We start from the raw sequence: 22,623 nt of genomic DNA on the forward strand, positions 1-22,623 counted from the left end.
CGGGTCCTTGCCTTCCGTGGTCCGGTGTGGGGTTCTCGGTCTCGTGTACGTCGGGGGTGCCGGCCGTCAGCCGGCGTCCTGCGGGGGCCGTACGGCGGCGGCCCGCCGTACCACCGCCTCCAGGGCGCGGAAGAAGCCGCCCGCCAGGTCCCGTACCTGCGCCTCGGTCAGGAGCCGGGTCGCGTAGGCCCAGTGGGCGGTGAGCTGCGGGCCCTCGGGGCGGTCCTGGGTGAGGGCGTTGAGGGTCAGGGCGTGGGACATCGGCATGCCGGGGTCGGCGTCGAGGTCGGCGGCGTCCTCCTCGGGGGCGTAGGACCAGTCGGCGCTCTCGCCGTGGCCGAAGCGGCCCATGTAGTTGAACTCGATCTGCGGCTCGCCGAGCGCGGCCAGCCGCGGCCCCGCCGCCGGGTTGAGGTGCCGCAGCAGGCCGTGCCCGAGGCCCGCCGCGGGCACGGCGGCGAGGTGGTCGCGGACGCGGGCCAGGGCCCCGTCGAGCGCGGGGCCGCCCGCGAGGGCGTCCGGCCCGGCCGCGCCGGGGTCGAGGCGCACGGGCACCACGCTGGTGAACCAGCCGACCGTACGGGAGAGGTCCGCGTCGCCCGCGACCTGCTCCTCGCGGCCGTGGCCTTCGAGGTCCACCAGGACCGGGCCGCCGGGCTCCCCCGCCCCCAGCGTCCTGGCCCGCCAGTCGGCGACGGCGAGCGCGAAGGCGGTGAGCAGCACGTCGTTGACGCCCGCCCCGAAGGCGGCCGGGGCCGCGCCGAGCAGCGGCCCGGTCACGTCGGCGGGCAGGGTGGCGGAGAGGTAGCCGGTGGTGGCGACCGTGTCGAGCGCGGGGTCGAGGGAGCCGGGCAGCGGCAGGGCGGCCCCCTCGGCGAGGGTCGCGGTCCACCAGGGCAGCTCGTCCTCGGTGGCCGGGTCGGTGGCACGGGCCCCGAGCAGGGCGCTCCAGCGGGCGAACGACATCTCCACGGGCGGCAGTTCGGGGGTGCGCCCGTCCCGTACGGCCGCCCAGGCGGCGGCCAGGTCGGGCAGCAGCACACGCCAGGAGACGCCGTCGACCACCAGGTGGTGGACGAGGATCAGCAGGCGTCCGGGCCGGTCCACTCCGGCGTCGAACCACACCGCGCGGACCATCGCCCCGCCGTCGGGGTCCAGCCCCTCCCGGGCGGTCGCGGCGTGCCGGGCGATCGCGGCCCGCAGCGCGGCGTCGTCGTCCGCGACCGCGGCGACGTCGACGCGCGCGAGCCGGTCCGCGGCGCCGGTGTCGCCCGCGGGCGGCACGTGCAGTGCGGCCTCGGGCTCGCGGACGAGCCGGGCCCGCAGCATGTCGTGCCGTGCGGCGAGCGCCGCCAGCACCGCCCTCGCCCCCGCTTCGGTCAGCCCGGCGGGGGTGCGGACCAGGGCGGCCTGGTGGTAGGCGGCCAGCGGGCCGCCGCGCTCCAGCAGCGCCCGCATGATCGGGGTGAGGGCGACGGTGCCGGTCCCGTCGTCGTGGACCGCCTGCCGTTCGGCCGCGCCGAGCGGCACGGCGACGGTGGCCAGCGCGGCGACCGAGCGGTGCTGGAAGACCTGGCGGGGTGTCACCTTCCAGCCGGTGGCGCGGGCCCGGGCGACGAGCTGCATGGCGACGATGCTGTCGCCGCCGAAGGCGAAGAAGTCGTCGTCCGTGCCCAGCGCCTCGGCGGGCAGGCCGAGCGCGTCGGCGAACAGGTCGCGCAGCGCGCGTTCGGTGGCGTCGGCCGGGGCCCGGCCGCCGCTCGCCGCGGTGAAGTCCGGGGCGGGCAGGGCGGCCCGGTCGAGCTTGCCGTTGGACAGCAGCGGCAGCGCGTCGAGCACGACCACGGCGGCCGGGACCATGTAGTCGGGCAGGACGGCGGCGGCGTGCGCGCGCAGGGCCGCAGGACCGGCCTCCTCGCGGTCGTGCGGGGCGACGACCGCGTAGGCGACGAGCTGCCGCACGCCCGGCCGGTGCTCGCGGGCGACGACCACGCTGCGCGCGACGGCCGGGTGGGTGTCGAGGGCGGCCTCGATCTCGGCGAGTTCGACCCGGTAGCCGCGGATCTTGACCTGGTCGTCGGTCCGCCCGGCGAATTCCAGCAGGCCCTCCTCGGTCCAGCGCGCCAGGTCGCCGGTGCGGTACATGCGCGTGCCCGGGGCGCCGTACGGGTCGGCGGTGAAGCGCTCGGCGGTCAGGGCGGGGCGGCCGAGGTAGCCGCGGGCCAGGCCCTCGCCGGCGAGGTACAGCTCCCCGGTGACGCCGGGCGGGACCGGGCGCAGGGCGGTGTCCAGCACGTACGCGCGCGAGCCGTGGACGGGGCGCCCGACGACCGGGCGGGCGCTGCCGCGCACCCGCCCGACGAGCGCGTCGACGGTCGCCTCGGTCGGGCCGTACAGGTTGAACGCCTCGGTGCGGGGCAGCGCGGCCAGCCGCGCCCACAGGGACTCCGGCACCGCCTCGCCGCCGAACCCCACCACCGCGAGCGGGCAGTCGCCGTCCGGCCCGATCAGGCCGGCGTCGGCCGTCCGGGCCAGCAGCGACGGGGTGAGCTCGACGAAGTCGATGCCGCGGTCCCGGACGAAGGCGGCCAGCAGGTCGGGGTCGCGGCGTGTCTCGTCGTCGGCGATGTGCAGGGCGTGCCCGTCCAGCAGCCACAGCTGGGGCTGCCAGGAGGCGTCGAAGGAGAACGACCAGGCGTGGCCGATCCGCAGGTGCCGCCGCCCGGTCAGCCGCCGGGCCGTCTCGTGCAGGTCGCGGCGGTGGCTGTGGAAGAGGTTGGCCAGGCCCCCCTGGGTGACGACGACGCCCTTGGGGCGGCCGGTGGAGCCCGAGGTGTAGATGACGTACGCCGGGTGCGCGGGGCCGGGGGCGACGGGGTCGGCCTCCGGGAGATCCTCGGCGGGCCGCGCGGGCTCGGCGTCGTCGTCGAGCAGCAGCACCGGGACGCCGGTGCCGGACGGCAGGGCGGCCGCCGTCTGCCGGGTGGCCAGGACGAGCACCGGGCGGGCGTCGGCGAGCATGCCGCGCAGCCGGGCCCGCGGCAGGTCGGGGTCGAGGGGCAGGTAGGCGGCGCCCGCCTTCATCACGGCGAGGATCGCGGCGATGTGGCCCGCGGTGCGGGGCAGCGCGAGGGCGACGATCCGCTCGGGCGCCGCGCCGTGCCCGGCCAGTACGCGGGCCAGCCGGTCGGTGTGCGCGCCGAGTTCGGCGAAGGTCCACGTCGTGCGGCCGTCGGTGACGGCGACCGCGCCGGGCGAGTCGGCCACCCGGTCGGCGAGCAGCGCGGGGACGGTGCGCGCGCCGCCCGGCACGGGCAGGGCGATGCCGTTCCAGGTCTCCAGGACCGTCCCGCGCTCCGCCGGGGCGAGCAGGTCGAGGCGGCCGACCGGGCGGTCGGGGTCGGCGGCCAGCGCGCCGGCCAGGTGCGCCAGGGCTGCGGCGATCCGCCGTACGGTGGCGGCCTCGAACAGGTCGGGGCGGAATTCCGCGGTCAGCCGCAGCTGCTCCCCGGGCTCGACGGCCCAGGCGAGCGGGTAGTGGGTGGAGTCCTGGTGCTCGCGGACGGTGGCGGCGGGGGCGCCGCCGGACGGCTGCCCGGCGTCCTCCGCGACCGGGTAGGACTCGAACACCACGAGGGTGTCGAAGAGTTCGCCGAGCCCGGCGGCCCGCTGGATGTCGGCCAGGCCCAGGTGCTGGTGGGCGATCAGCCGCGACTGCTCGTCCTGGAGCCGCGCCAGCAGGCCGCCCGCGCTCTCGGCGGGGTCGATCCGCACCCGCACCGGCACGGTGTTGATGAACAGGCCGATCATCGTCTCGGCCCCGGCGACCTCGGGCGAGCGGCCCGCCACGGTGGCCCCGAACACGACGTCGTCGCGCCCGGTGAGGCGGCCGAGCAGCACGCCCCAGGCGGCCTGCACGAGCGTGTTGAGGGTGACGCCGCGGCTGCGGGCGAAGGCGTCCAGCTCCGCCGTCGCCGCGGTGTCCAGCTCGACGGTGTGGGTGTGCGGGACCGCGGCGGCCCGGTCGGGGTCGGCGGGGGCGAGCCGCGAGGGCTCGGCGAGGCCCGCGAGGGCCGTCGCCCACGCGGCCGCGGACGCGTCCGGGTCCTGGGCGGCGAGCCACCGCAGGTGGGCGCGGTAGGGGGCGGGCGGCGCCGGGGTACGGCCCTCGTAGCGCGCCCACAGCTCGGCGGTGAGCAGCGGCAGCGACCAGCCGTCCAGCAGCAGGTGCTGGTGGGAGAGCACGAGGCGGTGCCGGTCCGGCCCGACCCGGGCGAGCAGCAGCCGCAGCAGCGGCGGGCGTTCGGGGTCGAAGCGGCGGCGCTCCTGGCGCAGCAGCCGTTCCCACTCCTGCCCCGTGTCGTCCCCCGTGCCGTCCCCGGTGAGGTCGAGGTGCCGCCAGGGCAGCACGGCGGTGCGGGGCACGACCGCGACCGGACGCCCCGAGGACAGGTGCCGGAAGCCGCTGCGCAGGTTCTCGTGGGCGTCCAGCAGCTCCTGCGCGGCGGCCCGCAGCCGCTCGGCGTCGAGCGGGCCCTCGAGGTCGTGGGAGACCTGGACGGTGTAGACGTCCGGCCCGTCGTCGCCGGAGTCCATGGCCGCGTGGAAGAGCAGCCCGGCCTGGAGCGGCGAGACGGGCAGCACCTCGGTGCCGGGCGGCAGCGCGGCGGTCTCGGCCCGCTCGGCGTCGGTGAGGGCGAGCGGGACGGTGTCCTGCGCGGGCCCGTCGCCGGGGACGTGCGCGGCGGCCGCGGTGGCGAGCCCCGCGGCCGACTTGTGCCGGAAGACGTCCCGCGGGCTGAGCGCCAGCCCCGCGGCGCGGGCGCGCGCGACGAGCTGCATCGCGACGATGCTGTCCCCGCCCAGCGCGAAGAAGTCGTCCTCGACGCCGACGCGTTCGAGTCCGAGGACGTCCGCGACGAGGGCGCAGAGGGTCTCCTCCAGCGGGGTGCGCGGCGCGGTGTCCGTGGCCTCGGCGGCGAAGTCGGGCGCGGGCAGGGCGCGCCGGTCCAGCTTGCCGTTGGGGGTGAGCGGGAAGGCCGGCAGGACGAGCACGGCGGCCGGGACCATGTGGCCGGGCAGCGTGGCGGCGCCGTGGGCGCGCAGCGCCGTGGGGTCGGCGGTGGCGCCGGGGGCCGGGACGGCGTACGCCACGAGCCGGTCGTCGCGGACGAGCACGGCCGTCTGCGCGACGGCGGGGTGGGCGGCGAGCACCGCCTCGACCTCGCCCGGCTCGATCCGCAGGCCCCGCAGTTTGACCTGGTCGTCGGTGCGCCCGAGGTACTCCAGCTCCCCGGTGCGCGTCCAGCGGGCCAGGTCGCCGGTGCGGTACATGCGCCCGCCGGGCTCCGGCGCGTACGGGTCGGCCACGAAGCGCTCGGCGGTCAGGGCCGGGCGGCCCAGGTAGCCGCGGGCCAGCTGCACGCCGGACAGGTACAGCTCGCCCGGCACACCGGGCGGGACGGGCCGCAGCGCCGCGTCGAGGACGTAGGCGCGGGTGTTCCACACCGGGCGGCCGATCGGCACGGCCGCCGGTTCGGCGGGCACCTCGTACGCGGTGACGTCGACGGACGCCTCGGTGGGGCCGTACAGGTTGTGCAGGCGGGTGCCGGGCAGGACGCGGTGGAAGCGGGCGGCCAGCGCCGCGGGCAGCGCCTCGCCGCTGCACATCACCTGGCGCAGGCCGCCGCACCCGGCGGCCGCGGGCTCGTCGAGGAAGGCGCGCAGCATCGAGGGAACGAAGTGCGCGGTGGTGATGCCCCGCTCCCGGACGAGCCGGGCCAGGTAGTCCGGGTCCTGGTGGCCGCCGGGGCGGGCGACGACCAGGGTCGCGCCGGTGACGAGCGGCCAGAAGAACTCCCACACCGACACGTCGAAGCCGGCCGGGGTCTTCTGCAGCACCCGGTCGCCCGCACCGAGCCGGTAGGTGTCCTGCATCCACCGCAGGCGGTTGGCGATGCCCTGGTGGGGCACGGTGACGCCCTTGGGCAGGCCGGTGGAGCCCGAGGTGTAGATGACGTACGCCGGGTGCCCGGGGGCGGGGGCGACGGGGGCGGCCTCCGGAAGGCTCTCCGCGGGCGCACCGCAGGCGTCCACGGCGAGCCGGGGCACGGCGGTGTCCGGGAGGGCGACGCCCTCGGTGGTGACCAGGCACACCGGGCGGGCGTCGCCGAGCATGTACGCGAGCCGCTCGGCCGGGTAGCCGGTGTCCAGCGGCAGGTAGGCGGCGCCCGCGCGGTGGACGGCGAGCAGCGCCACGACGAGGGCGAGGGAGCGCGGCAGGGCGACCGCGACGACCGCCTCGGGCCGTGCGCCGCGCGCGGCCAGGACGCGGGCCAGCTGCTCGACCCGCGCGTCGAGTTCCGCGTAGGTGAGCGAGGTGTCCTCGAACTCGACCGCGACCGCCCCGGGTGTGCGGGCGGCCCGGTCGCGGAACATCTCCGGGAGCGTGCCCGCGGGTACGGGGTGGTCGGTGTCGTTCCACCCGGTCAGGACGAGGCCGCGCTCGTCCGGGCGCAGGACGTCGAGGGCGCCGACGCGCCGCCCCGGGGCGGCGGCGACCTGCTCCAGCACGGATTCCGTGCGGCGGGCGAGGAGTTCGGCCGTCCCGGCGTCGAAGAGGTCGGCGCTGTACTCGATCCAGCCCTGGATGCCGCCGCCGTCGCCCTGCTCGACGAAGTCGAAGCTGAGGTCGAACTTGGCGGTGTCCTGGCCGAGGCTCTCGCGGTGGGCGGTGAGGCCGGGCAGCGCCGGGCCCTCGCTCCCGGCGGGGAGGTGGACGACCATCACCTGGAAGAGCGGGTGCCGGGCCGGTGACCGCTCGGGGTTGAGGGCCTCCACCAGCTGCTCGAAGGGCAGGTCCTGGTGCTCGTAGGCGGCCAGGTCGGTCTCCCGGACCCGGGCGAGCAGTTCGGCGAAGGTGGGGTCGCCGGACAGGTCGGTGCGCAGCACCAGGGAGTTGACGAAGAAGCCGACCAGGTCTTCCAGGGCCTCGTCGGTGCGGCCGGACACCGGGGCGCCGAGGGGGATGTCGTCGCCCGCTCCGAGGCGGTGCAGCAGCGCGGCCACGGCCGCCTGGGCGATCATGAACATGCTGACGCCGTGGTCGCGGGCCAGCGCCCGCAGGGCGGTCTCCACGTGCGGCGGGACGGTGAAGGCGACGGTCCCGCCACGGCCGCCGGACTCCGCCGGGCGCGGGCGGTCGACGGGCAGGGCGATCTCGGCGGGGAGCCCGGCGAGGGCGCCGGTCCAGTGGGCGAGCAGGTCCGGCCCGGTGGCGTCCAGCAGCTCGCGCTGCCAGAGCGTGTAGTCGGCGTAGCTCGCGGGCAGCGGTGCCCAGTCGGGGGCGTGGCCGGCGGTCCGGGCCGCGTAGGCGGCGCAGAGGTCGGCGAGGAGCGGCCGGTCCGACCACTCGTCGGTGGCGATGTGGTGCAGGAGCAGCAGCAGGTGGTGCTCCCCGGGCCCGGCGCCGTCCGACGCCAGGACGGCGCGCAGCGGCAGATCCCGGGCGAGGTCGAAGGGCCGGGCCGCCTCGGCGGCGAGCTGCCCGTACGGGAGCCTGGCCAGCCGGACGCGGGCCTGCCCCGCTTCCAGGACGTGCTGGTGGGGGACGCCGTCGACTGCGGGGAAGAGCGTCCGCAGCGGTGCGTGCCGGGCGGTGACGTCGTTCAGGGCGGCTTCCAGGGCGGCCGCGTCCAGCGTCCCGGTCAGCCGCCACAGCGACGGGACGGTGTACGCCGGGCCGGCCCCGTCCACCTGGTGCAGCAGCCACAGCCGCCGCTGGGCGGAGGACAGCGGCAGCCGCTCGGGGCGGGGTCGCGCGGCGGTGAGCGCGGGCCGGGCGGTGGCGGTGCCCGCGTCGAGGCGGGCGGCGAGCCGGGCGGGTGTCGGGGCGTCGAACACGTCGCGCACCGCCACGTCGGGGGCGGGTCCGGGGCTGCGCTCCAGCGCGGTGCGGATCCGGCTGACCAGCCGCATCGCGGCCAGCGAGTGGCCGCCGAGGGCGAAGAAGTCGTCGTCGGGCCCGACCTGCCCGGCCCCGAGCACCGCGGCGAACGCGCCGCACACCATCGCCTCCCGCACGGTCCGCGGCGCCCGCCCGGCGCCCGCGCCGGCCACCGGCTCGGGAGCGGGCAGGGCGGCGGTGTCGAGCTTGCCGTTGACGGTACGCGGCAGCGCGTCCAGCGCGACGAAGGCGGCGGGCACCATGTGCGCGGGCAGCGCGCCCGCGGTGTGCGCGCGCAGCACGGCCGCGAGCGCGGTGGCGGAGCCGGTGCCCCCTCCCACGTGACCGGTGCGGGCCTCGCCGCCCGCGGCCCGCTCGGCGGCGGCACCGTCCCCGGCGCCCGTGCGGCCCGTGGCGTCCGTAGCCTGCGCCCCGGCAGCGCCGGTGCCGCCTCCCACGTGACCGGTGCGGGCCACGCCGCCCGCGGCCCGCTCGGCGGCGGCACCGTCCCCGGCGCCCGTGCGGCCCGTGGCGTCCGTGGCCTCCGCCCCGGCAGCGCCGTCCGCGCGGCCGGCGCGATCCGGGCCCGCCGAACCGTCGGACCGTCCCCCGGCGCCCGTGCGGCGCGCCGGGTCGGTGCCGTCCGGGCCGGAGACGGGGGTACCCGCCCCCGCGGGAGCCGGGCGGGCCTCGCCGCCCGCGGCCCGCTCGGCGGCGGGGGGCGGGGTGCTTCCGGTCGCCGGGACGACGTAGGCGACCAGGCGGTCCTCGCGGACGACGACGGCCGCGGCGGAGACCGCCGGGTGGGCGGTGAGCGCCGCCTCGATCTCGCCCGGCTCGATGCGGAAGCCGCGCAGCTTGACCTGGCCGTCGGCGCGGCCGAGGAAGACCAGGGTGCCGTCGGGGCGGCGGCGCACCAGGTCGCCGGTGCGGTACATGCGCCCGCCGGGCTCCGGCGCGTACGGGTCGGCGGTGAAGCGCTCGGCGGTCAGGGCGGGGCGGCCGAGGTAGCCGCGGGCCAGGCCCTCACCCGCGAGGTACAGCTCGCCGGGGACGCCGACGGGGGCGGGGCGCAGCCGCGCGTCCAGGACGTGGGCGCGGATGTTGTCCAGCGGGGCCGCCCAGTCGGCCGCCCCGTCCGCGGCGACGTGGTGCCAGCCGTACGCGTCCACGGCGCATTCGGTGGGGCCGTACAGGTCGTGGACGGCCGTGCCGGGCAGGGCGGTCAGCCGCTGCCAGAGCGCCGGAGCCGTCGCCTCGCCGCCGACCGCGAGCACCGCGGGGACGTGGCTGCCGGGCGCGAGGAAGCCGTGGTGCAGCAGCTCGCGCAGGTAGGTGGGCGTGAGGTCGACGAAGTCGATGCGCGCGGCGGCGACGCGGCGCAGCAGCGCGGCCGGGTCCAGCATGACCTGCTCGTCGACGACGTGCAGTTCGTGCCCGGCCAGCAGCCACAGCAGCGGCTCCCAGGAGCCGTCGAAGCTGAAGGACGCAGCGTGCAGGGCGCGCAGCACCTCCCGGCCGGTGTCGCGGACGGCCGGTGCGACGAGGTCGCGCAGGTGGGAGCCGTAGAGGTTGCTCAGGCCGCGGTGGGTGCCGATGACGCCCTTGGGGCGGCCGGTGGAGCCGGAGGTGTAGATGGTGTACGCGGCCTGCGCCGGGTGCGGCGGCGCGGCGGCGGCCGGGTCCGGGGCGGCGGGCGGGCGGGGGCCGTCCAACAGCAGGTGGGGCACGCCCGGTACGGCGGGCAGGCGTCCGGCGAGCGCGGTGGTGGTGAGCAGGCACACGGGTGCGGCGTCGCCGAGCATGAACTCCAGCCGCCCGGGCGGCAGCGCGGGGTCCAGCGGCAGGTAGGCCGCGCCGGACTCCAGGACGCCGAGCAGCGCGGGGACCATCGCGTGCCGGGGCAGCGCGAGGCCGACGACGGCGCCGGGCCCGGCGCCGTGGGAGCGCAGCAGCGCCGCCAGCTCGCGGACCTCGGTGTGCAGTGCGGCGAAGGTGGTGCGGCGGGGGGCGTCGTCGGGGCCGGTGACCAGGGCGGTGCGGCCGGGGTGGCGGCGGGCGGTGGCGGCGAGGATCTCGGGGACGGAGCGGGTCTCGACGGGGTGCGCGGTGGCGTTCCAGGCGCCGGTCGCGCGCGCCCGCTCGTCCTCGGTCAGCAGGTCGAGGTCGGCGAGCGGGGCGTCGGGGGTGCGGGCGGCCCGGTCGAGCAGCAGGACCAGGCGCTCGGCGAGCAGCGCGGCGGTCTCCGGGTCGGCGAGGTCGGTGGCGTACTCCAGCAGGAGGGTGACGCCGCCGGTGGTGTCGGAGGCGTCGACGAAGGTGAAGTCGAGGTCGAACTTGGCGGTGCCGGTGTCCATGTCGTACCAGTCGGCGGGCAGGCCCAGCACGGTGCCGGGGTCGCCGCCGGGGCGGTGGTGGTAGCCGAGCATGACCTGGAAGAGCGGGTTGCGCCCGGCCGCGCGGGGCGGGTTGAGGGCTTCGACGACCCGCTCGAAGGGGATGTCCTGGTGCTCGAACGCGGCGAGCGAGAACTCCCGGACGCGGGCGAGCAGCCCGCGGAAGGTCAGTTCGGTCCCGTCGTCCGGGGCGGACAGGTCGGTGCGCAGCACCAGGGTGTTGACGAAGAAGCCGACCAGGTCGTCCAGACCGCTGTCGGTGCGCCCGGCGATGGGGGCGCCGAGCGGGATGTCGTCGCCCGCGCCGAGGCGGTGCAGCAGCGCGGCGGTGGCGGCCTGGAGCAGCATGAACATGCTGGTGCCGGTGGCGGCGGTCAGGTCGCGCAGGGCGCGGCCGGTGCCGGGCGGCACCTCGCGGCGCACGACCGCGCCGCGCCCGGTCGGCTCGGCCGGGCGGGGCCGGTCCAGGGGCAGGGCCAGCTCGTGCGGCGCGCCGCGCAGCGCCCGCGTCCAGTGGTCGAGCTGCCGGTCGCCGGCCTGGGCGAGCAGGGCCTCCTGCCACAGGGTGTAGTCGGCGTACTGCACCGGCAGGGCGGCGAACCGGGGCGCGTGCCCGGCGGCGCGGGCGGCGTAGGCGGTGTCCAGGTCGGCGAGGAAGGGGCGGTCGGACCACTCGTCGGTGGTGATGTGGTGCAGCACCAGGGCGAGGACGTGGTCGTCGGCGGCGACGCGGAAGACGTCGGCGCGCAGCGGCAGTTCAGCGGCGAGGTCGAAGGGCCTGCGCTGCGCGGACGCGACCAGGGCGGGCAGTTCCTGCGGGGTGCAGCCGGTGACCGTGACCGCGGGCCGCGCCCGGTCGGCGGGGAGGATCCGCTGGACGGGGCTGCCGTCGTGCTCGGCGACCAGGGTGCGCAGGGATTCGTGGCGTTCCGTCAGGTCGGCCAGCGCGGCGCGCAGGGCGTCGAGGTCGAGGGCGCCGCGCAGCCGGACGACGAGCGGGAAGTTGTACGCCGCTCCCCCGCCGCCGGGCGCCGCCGAGGATCCGGCGCCGAGGCTCTCCACGAGCCAGAGCCGCTGCTGCGCGGCCGACAGCGGGATCACCGCGGGGCGCTCAGCGGGGGCGAGCCGCGGCCGGGCGGGCGTGTCGCTCCCGGCGCGGAGCGCGAGCAGCGCCGGGGTGGGGGCCTCGAACAGGTCGCGGATGGCGAGTTCGGCGCCCAGGTCGGTGCGGGCGCGGCTGATGAGCCGGGTGGCCAGCAGCGAGTGGCCGCCCAGGTCGAAGAAGTTGTCCTCGGCGCCGGTCTCGGGCAGCCCCAGCACCTCGGCGAAGAGCCGGCACAGGACCTCCTCGCGCGGGGTGCGCGGGCCGCGGCCGCCGCCGAGCGCGACGGCGGGTTCGGCGTCCGGCAGGGCGCGCACGTCGAGCTTGCCGTTGGCGTTCATGGGCAGGCCGTCGACGGTGACGAAGGCGGCCGGGACCATGTAGTCGGGCAGCTCGCGGCCCAGGTCCGCGCGCAGCCGCCGGACCAGGGCGCTCGCCTCGCGGGCCGCGGTGGGGTCGTTGGTGTACGGCGGCGTGCCGCCGCCGGGGCGGAACAGGCCGCCGGTGAGCCGGGGTTCGCCGGATTCGCCGGTGAGGAACACGGCGTCGTACGTGCCGGTGCGGGCCGACCACGTCGTGAGCGTCCGGTAGCCGGCCCCTGCGGCGAGGTCGCGCAGGGCCTCCGGGTCGACGCCGCCCTCCTCCGTACGGCCGTCCGGGACGCCGGTCACGCGCAGCGGCGGCCGCCCGGGCGCGGCGAGCAGCCCCGCCAGGTCCTCCGCGGTGCTCCACGGGATCGACCGTGCTTCGTCCAGCCGCACCTCCGGGTCGCCGGCGTGCAGGACGACGTCGTAGCGGTGCCGGGTCAGCTCGTTGTGGTGGCGGCCGCGCTTGGTGCGCAGGTCCGCGCCGTAGCCGAGGGTGGTGAAGTAGTCGGGGTCGACGAGGAGTTCCTTCTCCAGCCGCAGCCCGCGCTCCACCGCCTGCGGCAGGTCGGCGGCGGCGGCGCCGCGGGCGCGCTGGATCTCGGTGTGGAAGGTCCGGGCGAGCCGCAGGTTGCGCACGTCGCCGACGAACAGCGCGCCGCCGGGCGCGAGCAGCTCCATGGCGCCGTGCAGCACCGCGGTCAGGTAGTCGGCGCTCGGGAAGTACTGGACGACGGAGTTGATCACGATCGTGTCGAAGTACCCGGCGGGCAGGCCGGACAGGTCGTCGGCGGGGCGGCAGCGCAGCTCGACCTTGGCGGCGAGCGCGGGGTCGCGGGCGACCTCCTGGCCGATCTTGCGGATGACGGGCGCGGCGAAGTCGGTGGCCCAGTAGGCCTCGGCGTCCGGGGCGAGGGCGGAGAGCAGCAGGCCGGAGCCGACGCCGATCTCCAGGATGCGGCGCGGGCGCAGCGCGCGGACGCGGGCGAGGGTGGCCTCGCGCCACTCGTGCATCTCGTCGAAGGGGATGGGGCGGCCGTCGTAGGAGCTGTCCCAGCCGTCGTAGCGCTCGGTGGAGACGGCGGTGCCGATCTCCTCGTACTCGTCGGAGTAGATCTCCTGCCACTCGCCCACCTGGGCGGCCTCGGCCGCGGCGCGCTCCGCGGAGCCGCCCGGGGCGGGGACGACGTAGCCGACCAGGCGGTCGTCGCGGACCACGACGGCGGCCTGGGTGACGAGCGGGTGGCGGCTGAGCGCCGTCTCGATCTCGCCGGGTTCGACGCGGTGGCCGCGGATCTTGACCTGGTCGTCGGTGCGGCCGAGGAAGTCGATGGTGCCGTCCGGGGTGCGCCGCACCAGGTCGCCGGTGCGGTAGGCGCGCTCGCCGGGCGCGCCGAAGGGGTCGGCGACGAAGCGTTCGGCGGTCAGGCCCGGCCGGTCCAGGTAGCCGCGGGCCAGGCCGATGCCCGCGATGTACAGCTCGCCGGGCACGCCGTCGGGGACGGGGCGCAGCCAGGGGTCGAGGATGTGCGCGCGGGTGCCGCGGATGGGGCGGCCGACGGTGGGGGTGTCGCTGTCGAGGGTGCCGCCGCCGAGGGTGTTGATGGTGTATTCGGTGGGCCCGTAGAGGTTGTAGCCGTACGTCCCCTCGGTGTCGCGCAGCGCGCTCCACACCGTTTCGGGCACCGCCTCGCCGCCGAGCAGCACCAGCGGCGGCACATGGCCCTCCAGCAGGCCCTGGTCGATCAGCAGCCGGGCGTAGGTGGGGGTGACGTTGACGACGTCGATGAGGTGGCGGTCGCAGTAGGCCACGAGCGCGTCGGCGTCGCGCCGCAGCTCCTCGTCGCACACGTGCACCTCGTGGCCCTCGACGAGCCACAGCAACTCCTCCCACGACATGTCGAAGGCGAAGGACACGGTGTGCGCGATCCGCAGCCGCCGGCCGCCCGCCGCCGCGACGGCGGGCCCGAAGACCTCCTGCCGGTGGTTGAGCTGCATGTTCGTCAGCCCCTTGTAGGGGGTGACGACGCCCTTGGGGCGGCCGGTGGAGCCGGAGGTGTAGATGATGTACGCGGGGTGGTCGAGGCTGAACCGGCGGTTCAGCGCGGTCGCGGGCAGCGCGGCCAGCTCCGCGCGGACGGCGGGGTCGTCGAGCAGCAGCCGGGGGGTTCCCGGCTCCAGGGTCGCGGAGACGGCCGTGGTGGTGAGCAGCAGCAGCGGGCGGGCGTCGGCGAGCATCAGGGACAGCCGCTCGGCCGGGTGGTCCAGCTCCAGCGGCAGGTACGCGGCTCCGGTGCGCAGCACGGCGAAGAGCGCGACGACCGTGTCGAGGGAGCGCGGCAGCCCGAGCGCGACGGTCCGCTCCGGCCCCGCCCCGCGGTCGGCCAGCAGCCGGGCCAGGCGGTCGACGGCCGCGTCGAGTTCGGCGTACGTCATGGTGCGCTCCCCGAAGACCAGCGCGCGCGCCCGCGGGGTGCGGGCTGCCTGGGCGGCCAGCAGGTCCGCGACGGTGTCCCGCGGGTCGGGCACCAGGCTCGATGCCGACCGCTCCCGCAGGGCCGCGTGTTCGGCGGGCAGCAGCGGGTCGAGGGAGCCGACGGGCGCGGTCAGGTCGGCGGTCAGCCGGTCCGCGAGCAGCGCGAAGCGGTCCAGGAGCGCCTGTGCGCGGTCGGCCGGGACGAGGTCGGGCCGGTGGGTGAGGGTGACGGTGATGCGCTCGCCGGGGGTGACGACGAGGTTGACCGGGTAGTGGGTGGCGTCGACGTTGGCGACGGGGGTCGCGCCGTACCGCTCGCCGAGGCGCGCGAGCCGCTCCTCGGTGTCGCTGTTGCGCAGCACGAACAGCGTGTCGAAGAGCCTGCGGTGGCCGCTCTCGGCCTGGAGCACACCGAGCCCGACGTGCTCGTACGGCATGAGGTCAAGCCGGGTGTCCTGGACGCGGCGCAGCAGGCCGAGGACGGGCTCGGCGGGGTCCAGGGCGATCCGGGTGGGCACGGTGTTGAGGAACAGTCCGATGATGTGCTCGACGTCCGGGACGTCGCTGGGCCGGCCGGCCACCGTGGTGCCGAAGACGACGTCGGTGCGCCCGGTGGCGGAGGCGAGGGTGAGGCCCCAGGCCGCGCCGAGCAGGGTGTTGAGGGTGAGGCCGTGGGCGCGGCAGGTCTCCCGCAGCCGGTCGCCGAGCCCGGCCGGGAGCCGGGTGTCGAGCTGGTCGGGGATGACGGGCTCCAGGCCGTCGGCGGTGCCCGGGGCGAGCAGCGTGGGCTCCTCCAGCCCGGCCAGGGCGGTGCGCCAGGCCCGCGTGGCGGCCGTGTCGTCCTGCCGGGCCAGCCAGGTCAGGTAGTCGCGGTAGCTGCCGGGGGCGCGCAGCGCGGACGGGTCGCCGCCCGAGGCGTGGAGCGCGAACAGCTCGTCGAGGAGCAGCCACGCCGACCAGCCGTCCCACAGGATCAGATGGCGGCCGATGATCAGCCGGTCGCCGCGCGCGGCACCGAGCCGCAGCAGGAGCAGCCGGAAGAGCGGGGGCGCGGACAGGTCGAAGCGGCGCTCGCGCTCGGCGCGGGTCAGCTCGCGGACCCGGGCGTCCTGCTCGGCGGCGGGCAGGTGCGCGAGGTCCACCTCCTCCAGCGGGATGCCGGGGTCGTCGACGACGAACTGCACGGGCCGGTCGAGCCCGTCGCTGGTGAAGCCCGCGCGCAGGCCCGGGTTGCGGGCCAGGAGGGTGCGGACGGCGGCGCGCAGCCGCGCCGGGTCCAGGCCCGCGGCGAAGTCGAAGGTCTCGTGGACGGTGTAGACGTCCAGGGCGCCCCGGTCGTAGGCCGAGTGGAAGAACAGGCCTTCCTGGAGCGGGGCCGGCGGCCACACCTCGGTGACCGCCGCGGGGGCGGCGAGCGCGCGGATCCGGGCGTACCCGGCCTCGCTCAGCTCGAAGCCCTCCCCGGTGGCGGGCCCGTCGTCCGGGAGCGGCGCCTCGCCTGCGGCGGCCGCCAGGGCGGCGGGGGTGCGGTGGGTGAAGACCGCGCGCGGGTCGAGGTCGAGCCCGGCCGCGCGGGCCCTTCCCGCGACGCCGATGGAGCTGATGCTGTCGCCGCCGAGCGCGAAGAAGTCGTCGTCGGGGCCCACGTCGCCGGTGCCGAGGACGGCCGCGAAGATCTCGGTGAGCAGCCGCTCCCGCGGGCCTTCCGGCTCCCGGCGCGGGGCGTGCGCGGTCTCGGGGGCGGGCAGCGCGGCGCGGTCCAGCTTGCCGTTGGGGGTGAGCGGGAGGGCGTCCAGGACGACGTACGCCTCGGGCACCAGCGGCGCGGGCAGCACCTCCGCGAGGGCGGCGCGCAGCATCGCCGGGGTGGGGGCGGCGCCGGGCGCCGAAACCGCGTAGCCGACCAGCCGGCCCTCGCGGACGACGACGGCGGCCTGTGCGACGGACGGCAGCCGGGTCAGCGCCGCCTCGGTCTCGCCGGGTTCGATGCGGTTGCCGCGCAGCTTGACCTGGCGGTCGGTGCGGCCGAGGTAGTCCAGGGTGCCGTCGGGGCGGCGGCGCACGAGGTCGCCGGTGCGGTACATCCGGGCGCCGGGCTCCGGCGCGTACGGGTCGGCGGTGAAGCGCTCGGCGGTGAGCGCGGGGCGCCCGTGGTAGCCGCGCGCCAGCTGGACGCCGGTCAGGTACAGCTCGCCGGGCACGCCGTCCGGCACCGGGCGCAGGCAGGCGTCCAGGACGCGCAGGCCGGTGTTCCACACGGGGCGGCCGATCGGGACGGCGGTGGCGCCGTCCCCGGCGTCGCGGGTGTCGTCGTAGGCGTGGAAGGTGACGTCGACGGCGGCCTCGGTGGGGCCGTACAGGTTGTGCAGGGGCACTCCGGTCAGCGCGGTCCAGCCGCGGGCGGCGGCGACGGGCAGCGCCTCGCCGCTGCTGAAGGCCCGGCGCAGGCCGCGGGCCCACGACGGGTCGGCGGTGACGTCGTCGGAGGCGAGGAAGGCCGCCAGCACGGAGGGCACGAAGTGCAGGGTGGTCACGCCCTCGGCCCCGATCAGCCGGGCGAGGTAGGCGGGGTCGCGGTGGCCGTCCGGCGCGGCCAGGACGACGGCCGCGCCCTCGCACAGCGCCCAGAAGAACTCCCACACGCTCACGTCGAATCCGGACGGCGTCTTCTGCAGCACCCGGTCGTCGGGCATGAGCCCGTAGGCGCCCTGCATCCAGGCCAGGCGGTTGACGACGGCGCGGTGGGTGACGACGACGCCCTTGGGGCGGCCGGTGGAGCCGGAGGTGTAGATGAGGTAGGCGGGGTCGTCGGGGCGGGCGGGCTCCCCCGGGTCGCCGGCCGGGACGGCGTCGCCCGTCGCCGGCGCGTCCGCCGTGACGATGTCGAGGCCGGGGACGGACGGCAGCCGCCCGGCGGCGCCGGTCGTGGTCACGACGGTCGTGGCGCCGGAGTCGGCGAGCATGTACGCGAGCCGGTCGGCGGGGTAGTCCAGCTCCAGCGGCAGGTAGCCGGCGCCGGTCCGCAGCACGGCCAGCAGCGCCACCATCAGCTCGGCCGACCGCGGTACGGCGACGGCGACGAAGCTCCCGCGCCGCGCCCCACGGGCCCGCAGGCGTACCGCCAGCTCCTCGGCGCGCGCGTCGAGTTCGGCGTACGTGAGGGTGGTGTCCCCGGCGATCACCGCGGTGGCGCCGGGGGTACGGGCGGCCTGCGCGGCGAGGGCGGCGGCCAGCGTGGGGTGCGGGAGCGGGCGGGACTCGCCCGCCTGGTGGGCGCGGGCCCGCTCGTCCGCGGTGAGCAGCTCCAGGTCGGCCACCCGGGCGCCGGGGCGCTCGGCCAGGGCCTCCAGGACGAGGGTGAGCCGGTCGGCGAGCGCCTGCACGGCCTCGGCGCCGATCCGCCGGGTGTGGTGCTTCAGCCGCAGGTCCAGCCGGCGGCCGGGCTTCACGATGAGCGCCAGCGGGTAGTGGACGGCGTCGTGGAAGGCGTGACCGGTGACGGCGACGGCGCCGGTGGGGTCGGTGACGTCCGTAGGGCCCGAGCCGCCGGGGTAGTTCTCGAACACCACGAGGGTGTCGAAGAGTTCGCCGCTCCCGGCGTGCCCGGCGGTGCGCTGGATCTCGGCGAGGCCGAGGTGCTGGTGGTCCAGCAGCTCGCTCTGCTCCTCCTGGAGCCGGTCCAGGACCGCGCCGAGGCGGTCGCCGGGTGCCCATTGCAGCCGGGTGGGCAGGGTGTTGATGAACAGGCCGATCATCGACTCGATGCCGTCGACGGCGGCGTCCCGCCCGGCGACGGTGGTGCCGAACAGCACGTCCTGGCTGCCCGTCAGCCGGCCGAGCAGCAGCCCCCAGGCGCCCTGCACGACGGTGCCGAGCGTCACCCCGCGCTCCCGGGCGCGGGCGGCGAGCAGCGCGGTCACCCGGGCGGACAGCTCGACGCGGATCTGGGCCGGTTCGACCGGGCCCGCCACCGCCGGGGCCGCCACCAGCCGGGTCGGCCCCTCGACCCCGGCGAGCGCGGTACGCCAGGCGGTGCGGGCGGCCTCCCGGTCGGCGGCGGCGATCCGGCGCAGGTAGGCGCGGTAGGGGGCGACGGGCGGCAGCGGCGCCGGGCTGTCGCCGTACAGGGCGAGCAGCTCGCGGTGCAGCACGGGCAGGGACCAGCCGTCCGCGACGATGTGGTGGAAGGTCAGCACGAGCCGGCTGCGGCCCTCGCCGAGCCGGACGAGCGCGCAGCGCAGCAGCGGCGGGCGGGCGAGGTCGAAGGGGCGGGCCCGCTCGTCGTCGGCGACGGCCCCGGCCAGGGCGCCGCGCACGGCGCCGTTCTGCGCGCTGAGGTCGACCTCCCGCCAGGGCACCTCGAGGCCGGACGCGATCAGCTGCACGGGCATGCCGCCGGGCGGCTGCCGGAAGCAGGCCCGCAGCGGGGCGTGCCGCTCCAGCAGGCGCTGCGCGGCCCGGCGCAGCAGCGTGCCGTCGATGGGCCCGGACAGCTCGACGACCTGCTGCACGACGTACGCGTCGCGCTCGGCCCCGCCGACCTGGGCGAGGAAGAAGAAGCCCTCCTGGAGCGGGCCGAGCGGGAGCACCTCCTCGACGGTGACGGCGGGCCCGGCGGCCGCCAGCGCGGCGGTCTCCTCCGGGGTGGGCGAGGGCCACGGCGTCCCGTCGGCGGCGTCCTCGCCGGCCGCGGTGCGGGCGACCTGCGCGAGTTCGGCGGCCGTGCGGTGCCGGAAGACGTCGCGGGTGGTGAGTTCCAGGCCCGCCCGGCGGGCGAGGACGAGGAAGCGGACGGCGAGGATGCTGTCGCCGCCGAGTGCGAAGAAGTCGTCGTCGGCGCCGGCCGAGGGCACGCCCAGCGCACGGGCGTACAGGTCGCACAGCAGCCGCTCGCGCGCGGTCGCCGGCGGGCGCCCGGTGCTCTGCGCGGCGCGGTCGGGGACGGGCAGCGCGGCGGCGTCCAGCTTGCCGCTGGGGGTGACGGGCAGCCGGTGCAGGGCGGTGAAGGCGGCCGGGACCATGTAGTCGGGCAGGTGGGCGGCGGCGTGCGCGCGCACCGACGCCAGCAGGGCGCCGACGTTGCGGAAGGGCACCGGGCGGTTGGCGGTCGGGCGTCCGCCGCCGGGGCGGTACGGCGCGGGGGCCGGGGCGTCCCCCGCGGGGGCGAACCAGGCGTCCAGGCTGCCGTCGTCGGCCTCGCCGTTCCAGGTGAGCACGGCCCGGCAGCCGTACCGGGCGGCAGCGGCGTGCAGGTCCTCGGGGTCCACCCCGTAGGGCCCGGCGGCGGTGGTGCTGCTGTCGTCGAGGGCGGCGAGCGCGGCCAGGTCCGCGGCGAGCCGGGCGTTGGGTATGCCGGTCACGCGCAGCGGACGCACCCCCGACGCGAGCAGCGCGCCCAGCGCGTCGAGGGAGCCGAGCGCGGCCCACGCCGTCGCGGCCGCGTCGCTCGCGCCGGGCGCCGGGGCGCCGGAGGGGTCGGCGGCGGACGCCCCCGCCCCCGACCGGTCGGCGCCCTCGCGGGGCGCAAGGGGCGTCGCCGCGGCGTCGGGGGCGGGAGCGGGCCGGGTCGGGCGCAGGACGACGTCGTAGCGGTAGCGGGTGAGCTCGTTGTGGTGGGTGCCGCGCTTGACGCGGATGTCGGCGGCGAGGCCGTCGAGGGTGGTGAAGTAGTCGGGGTCGACGAGCAGTTCGCCCTCCCAGGCGACGGCCCGGTCCACGGCGGCGCGCAGCGCGTCCTTGCCGGCCTCCTCCCCCGCGCGGTCCGCCCGGCCCCCTTCGACGGCGGCGGCGAGCGTGCGCAGCAGGCGCAGGTTGCGGACGTCGCCCACGAACAGGGCGCCGCCGGGCGCCAGCAGTGCGGCGGCGGCGCGCAGGACGCCGGTGAGGTAGTCCGCGCCGGGGAAGTACTGGACGACGGAGTTGACGACGACCGTGTCGAAGCGGCCCTCGGGCAGCCCGGCGAGGTCGTGCGCGGGCCGCGCGAGCAGCGTGACCCGGCCGGCGAGCGCGGGGGCGGCGGCGACCTGCGCGGACAGGGCGCGTACGGCCTCCTCCGAGAGGTCGGTGCCCACGTACGCCTCGCAGTCCGGCGCCAGGCGCGAGAGCAGCAGGCCGCTGCCGACGCCGATCTCCAGGACGCGGCGCGGCCGCAGCTCGCGGATGCGGTCGAGGGTGGCCTCGCGCCACTCGCGCATGTCGGCCAGCGGGATGGGCAGCCCGTCGTACATGCTGTTCCAGCCCGCGAGGTTCTCCTCGAAGTCCTCCGCGCCGGCCGCGGCGTACAGCTGGTCGTGCAGGTCCCGCCAGCCTTCGACCCCGGCGTCGGGGGCGGCGTCGCGCCCGCCGTCGAGCGCGGGCACGACGTAGGCGGCGAGCCGCCGCTCGCCGGGCCGGTCCTCGCGGACGGTCACCGCGGCCTGGTCGACGGCCGGGTGGGAGCGCAGCACGGACTCGATCTCGCCGGGCTCGATGCGGAAGCCGCGGATCTTGACCTGGCTGTCGGCCCGGCCGTGGAATTCCAGCCGCCCGTCGGCCTTCCGGCGTACGAGGTCGCCGGTGCGGTAGAGGCGCTCGCCGGGCGCGCCGAAGGGGTCGGCGACGAAGCGCTCGGCGGTGAGGGCGGGGCGGCCGAGGTAGCCGCGGGCCAGGCCCGCGCCGCCGAGGTACAGCTCGCCGACGACTCCCGCGGGCACGGGCCGCAGCCGGTCGTCGAGGACGTACGCGCGGGTGCCGGGGTCGGGCATCCCGATGGGCACGACGCTGCCGGCCGGGGTGTCCGGGTCGCACAGGCCCAGCGTGGAGTTGGTGGTGGCCTCGGTGGGCCCGTAGGCGTTGAACATCATCCGGCCGCGCGCGTACCGCCCCACCAGCTCGGGCGAGACGCGCTCGGTGCCGGCCAGCAGGGTCGCGGTGGGCGGCAGGTGCACGTCCTCGGGCATGGCGGCGAGCAGCGCGGGCGGCAGGATCATGAAGGTGACGCCGTGCGCGTTCGCGTAGTCGGCGAGCGGGGCGTCCGGCACCCGGCGGTCGGCGGGGACGACGACGAGCCGCCCGCCGGACAGCAGCCCGAGGCACAGGTCCCAGAAGGCCACGTCGAAGCTGGGCGACGCGAACTGCAGGATCCTGCTGTGCGGTCCGACGCCGAAGCGCTCGCGCTGGGTCGCGACGAGCCCGGCGACGCCCGCGTGCGAGAGCACCGTGCCCTTGGGGCGGCCGGTGGAGCCGGAGGTGTAGATGACGTACGCGGCGTGCGCGGTCGTGAGCGCGGCGGCGGACGCGGGGGCGTGGCCGGGCAGTGCGGCGATCTCGGCGGCGGTCGCGGGGTCGTCGAGGACCAGCGGGTCGGTCCCCGGGGGCAGGTCGGGGAGGGTTGCGGCGGTGGTGACGAGGCAGACCGGCGCGGCGTCGGCGAGCATGTACGCGATGCGGTCCGGCGGGTAGTCGGTGTCGACGGGCAGGTAGGCCGCGCCCGCCAGCAGGACGGCGACCTCCGCGACGATCATGTCGGCCGAGCGCGGTACGGCGAGCGCGACGACCGTCTCGGGACGGGCGCCCCGGGCGGCGAGGGCGTGGGCCAGCCGGCCGGCGCGCGCGGCGAGTTCGGCGTAGGTGAGCCGGACGTCCTCGTGGACGAGCGCGACCTCGTCGGGGCGGGCGGCGACCTGGTCGGCGAACATCTGCGGCCAGGTGAGCGCGGGGACGTCGTGCGCGGTGTCGTTCCAGCCCTCCAGGATCTGCCGGCGCTCCGCCTCCGCCAGCAGGGCCAGGTCCGCGACGGGCGCGGCGGGGCGGGCGAGGGCGTCGGCGAGCAGGGTGCGGTAGTGGCCGAGGATCCGGTCCGCGGTGCCGGAGGTGAGCAGGTCGGTGCGGTGGTCGGCGCTGACCCGGCCGTCCGCCGTGGACAGGGCGAGGTCGAGCGGGCCGCCGTCCCAGGGGGCGGGGCCGAAGCCGGTGGCGCACAGCAGCCCGCCGCCGCGGGTGGGCTGCGCGGTGAGCAGCCCGAGCAGCTCGGCGGCCGGCAGCCGGTGGGCGGCGGCCTGCTCGCGGGCCTCGGCGACGCGGGCGCGCAGCTCGGCGAACGGGGTCGCGCCGTCGACGGCGACGCGCAGCGGCAGCCCGTCGTGGGCCACCGTCACCTCGGGGGCGGCGCCGTGGCCCGCGTAGCGGTGCAGCAGGGCGACGAAGGCGGCCAGAAGGGTGTCCTCGTCGGCGTCCGCGCCGAGCGGGCCCGTACGGCGGTCGCGCGGCTCCGGGCCGCCGGGACGCGCCGGGTACGGGTGGTCGAGCGGCAGCGGTGTCTCCGGCACCGGTGAGGCGAACCGCCGCTGCCAGAAGTCCGC

The 22,623-nt window shown here is 77.7% G+C and carries 1 protein-coding gene; it reads right to left on the reverse strand.

Translation table 11 applies throughout. The annotated features are described in order from the left end of the window. Positions 1-66 precede the first annotated feature (66 nt). Complete coding sequence (locus tag ACH4SL_RS22305; RefSeq protein ID WP_398448165.1) at positions 67-22,590, reverse strand: non-ribosomal peptide synthase/polyketide synthase; 22,524 nt, start codon at positions 22,588-22,590, stop codon at positions 67-69. Between the last annotated feature and the right edge of the window lie 33 nt (positions 22,591-22,623).

The sequence above is a fragment of the Streptomyces sp. NPDC021020 genome (genome assembly GCF_044333285.1).
Classification (GTDB): Bacteria; Actinomycetota; Actinomycetes; order Streptomycetales; family Streptomycetaceae; genus Actinacidiphila.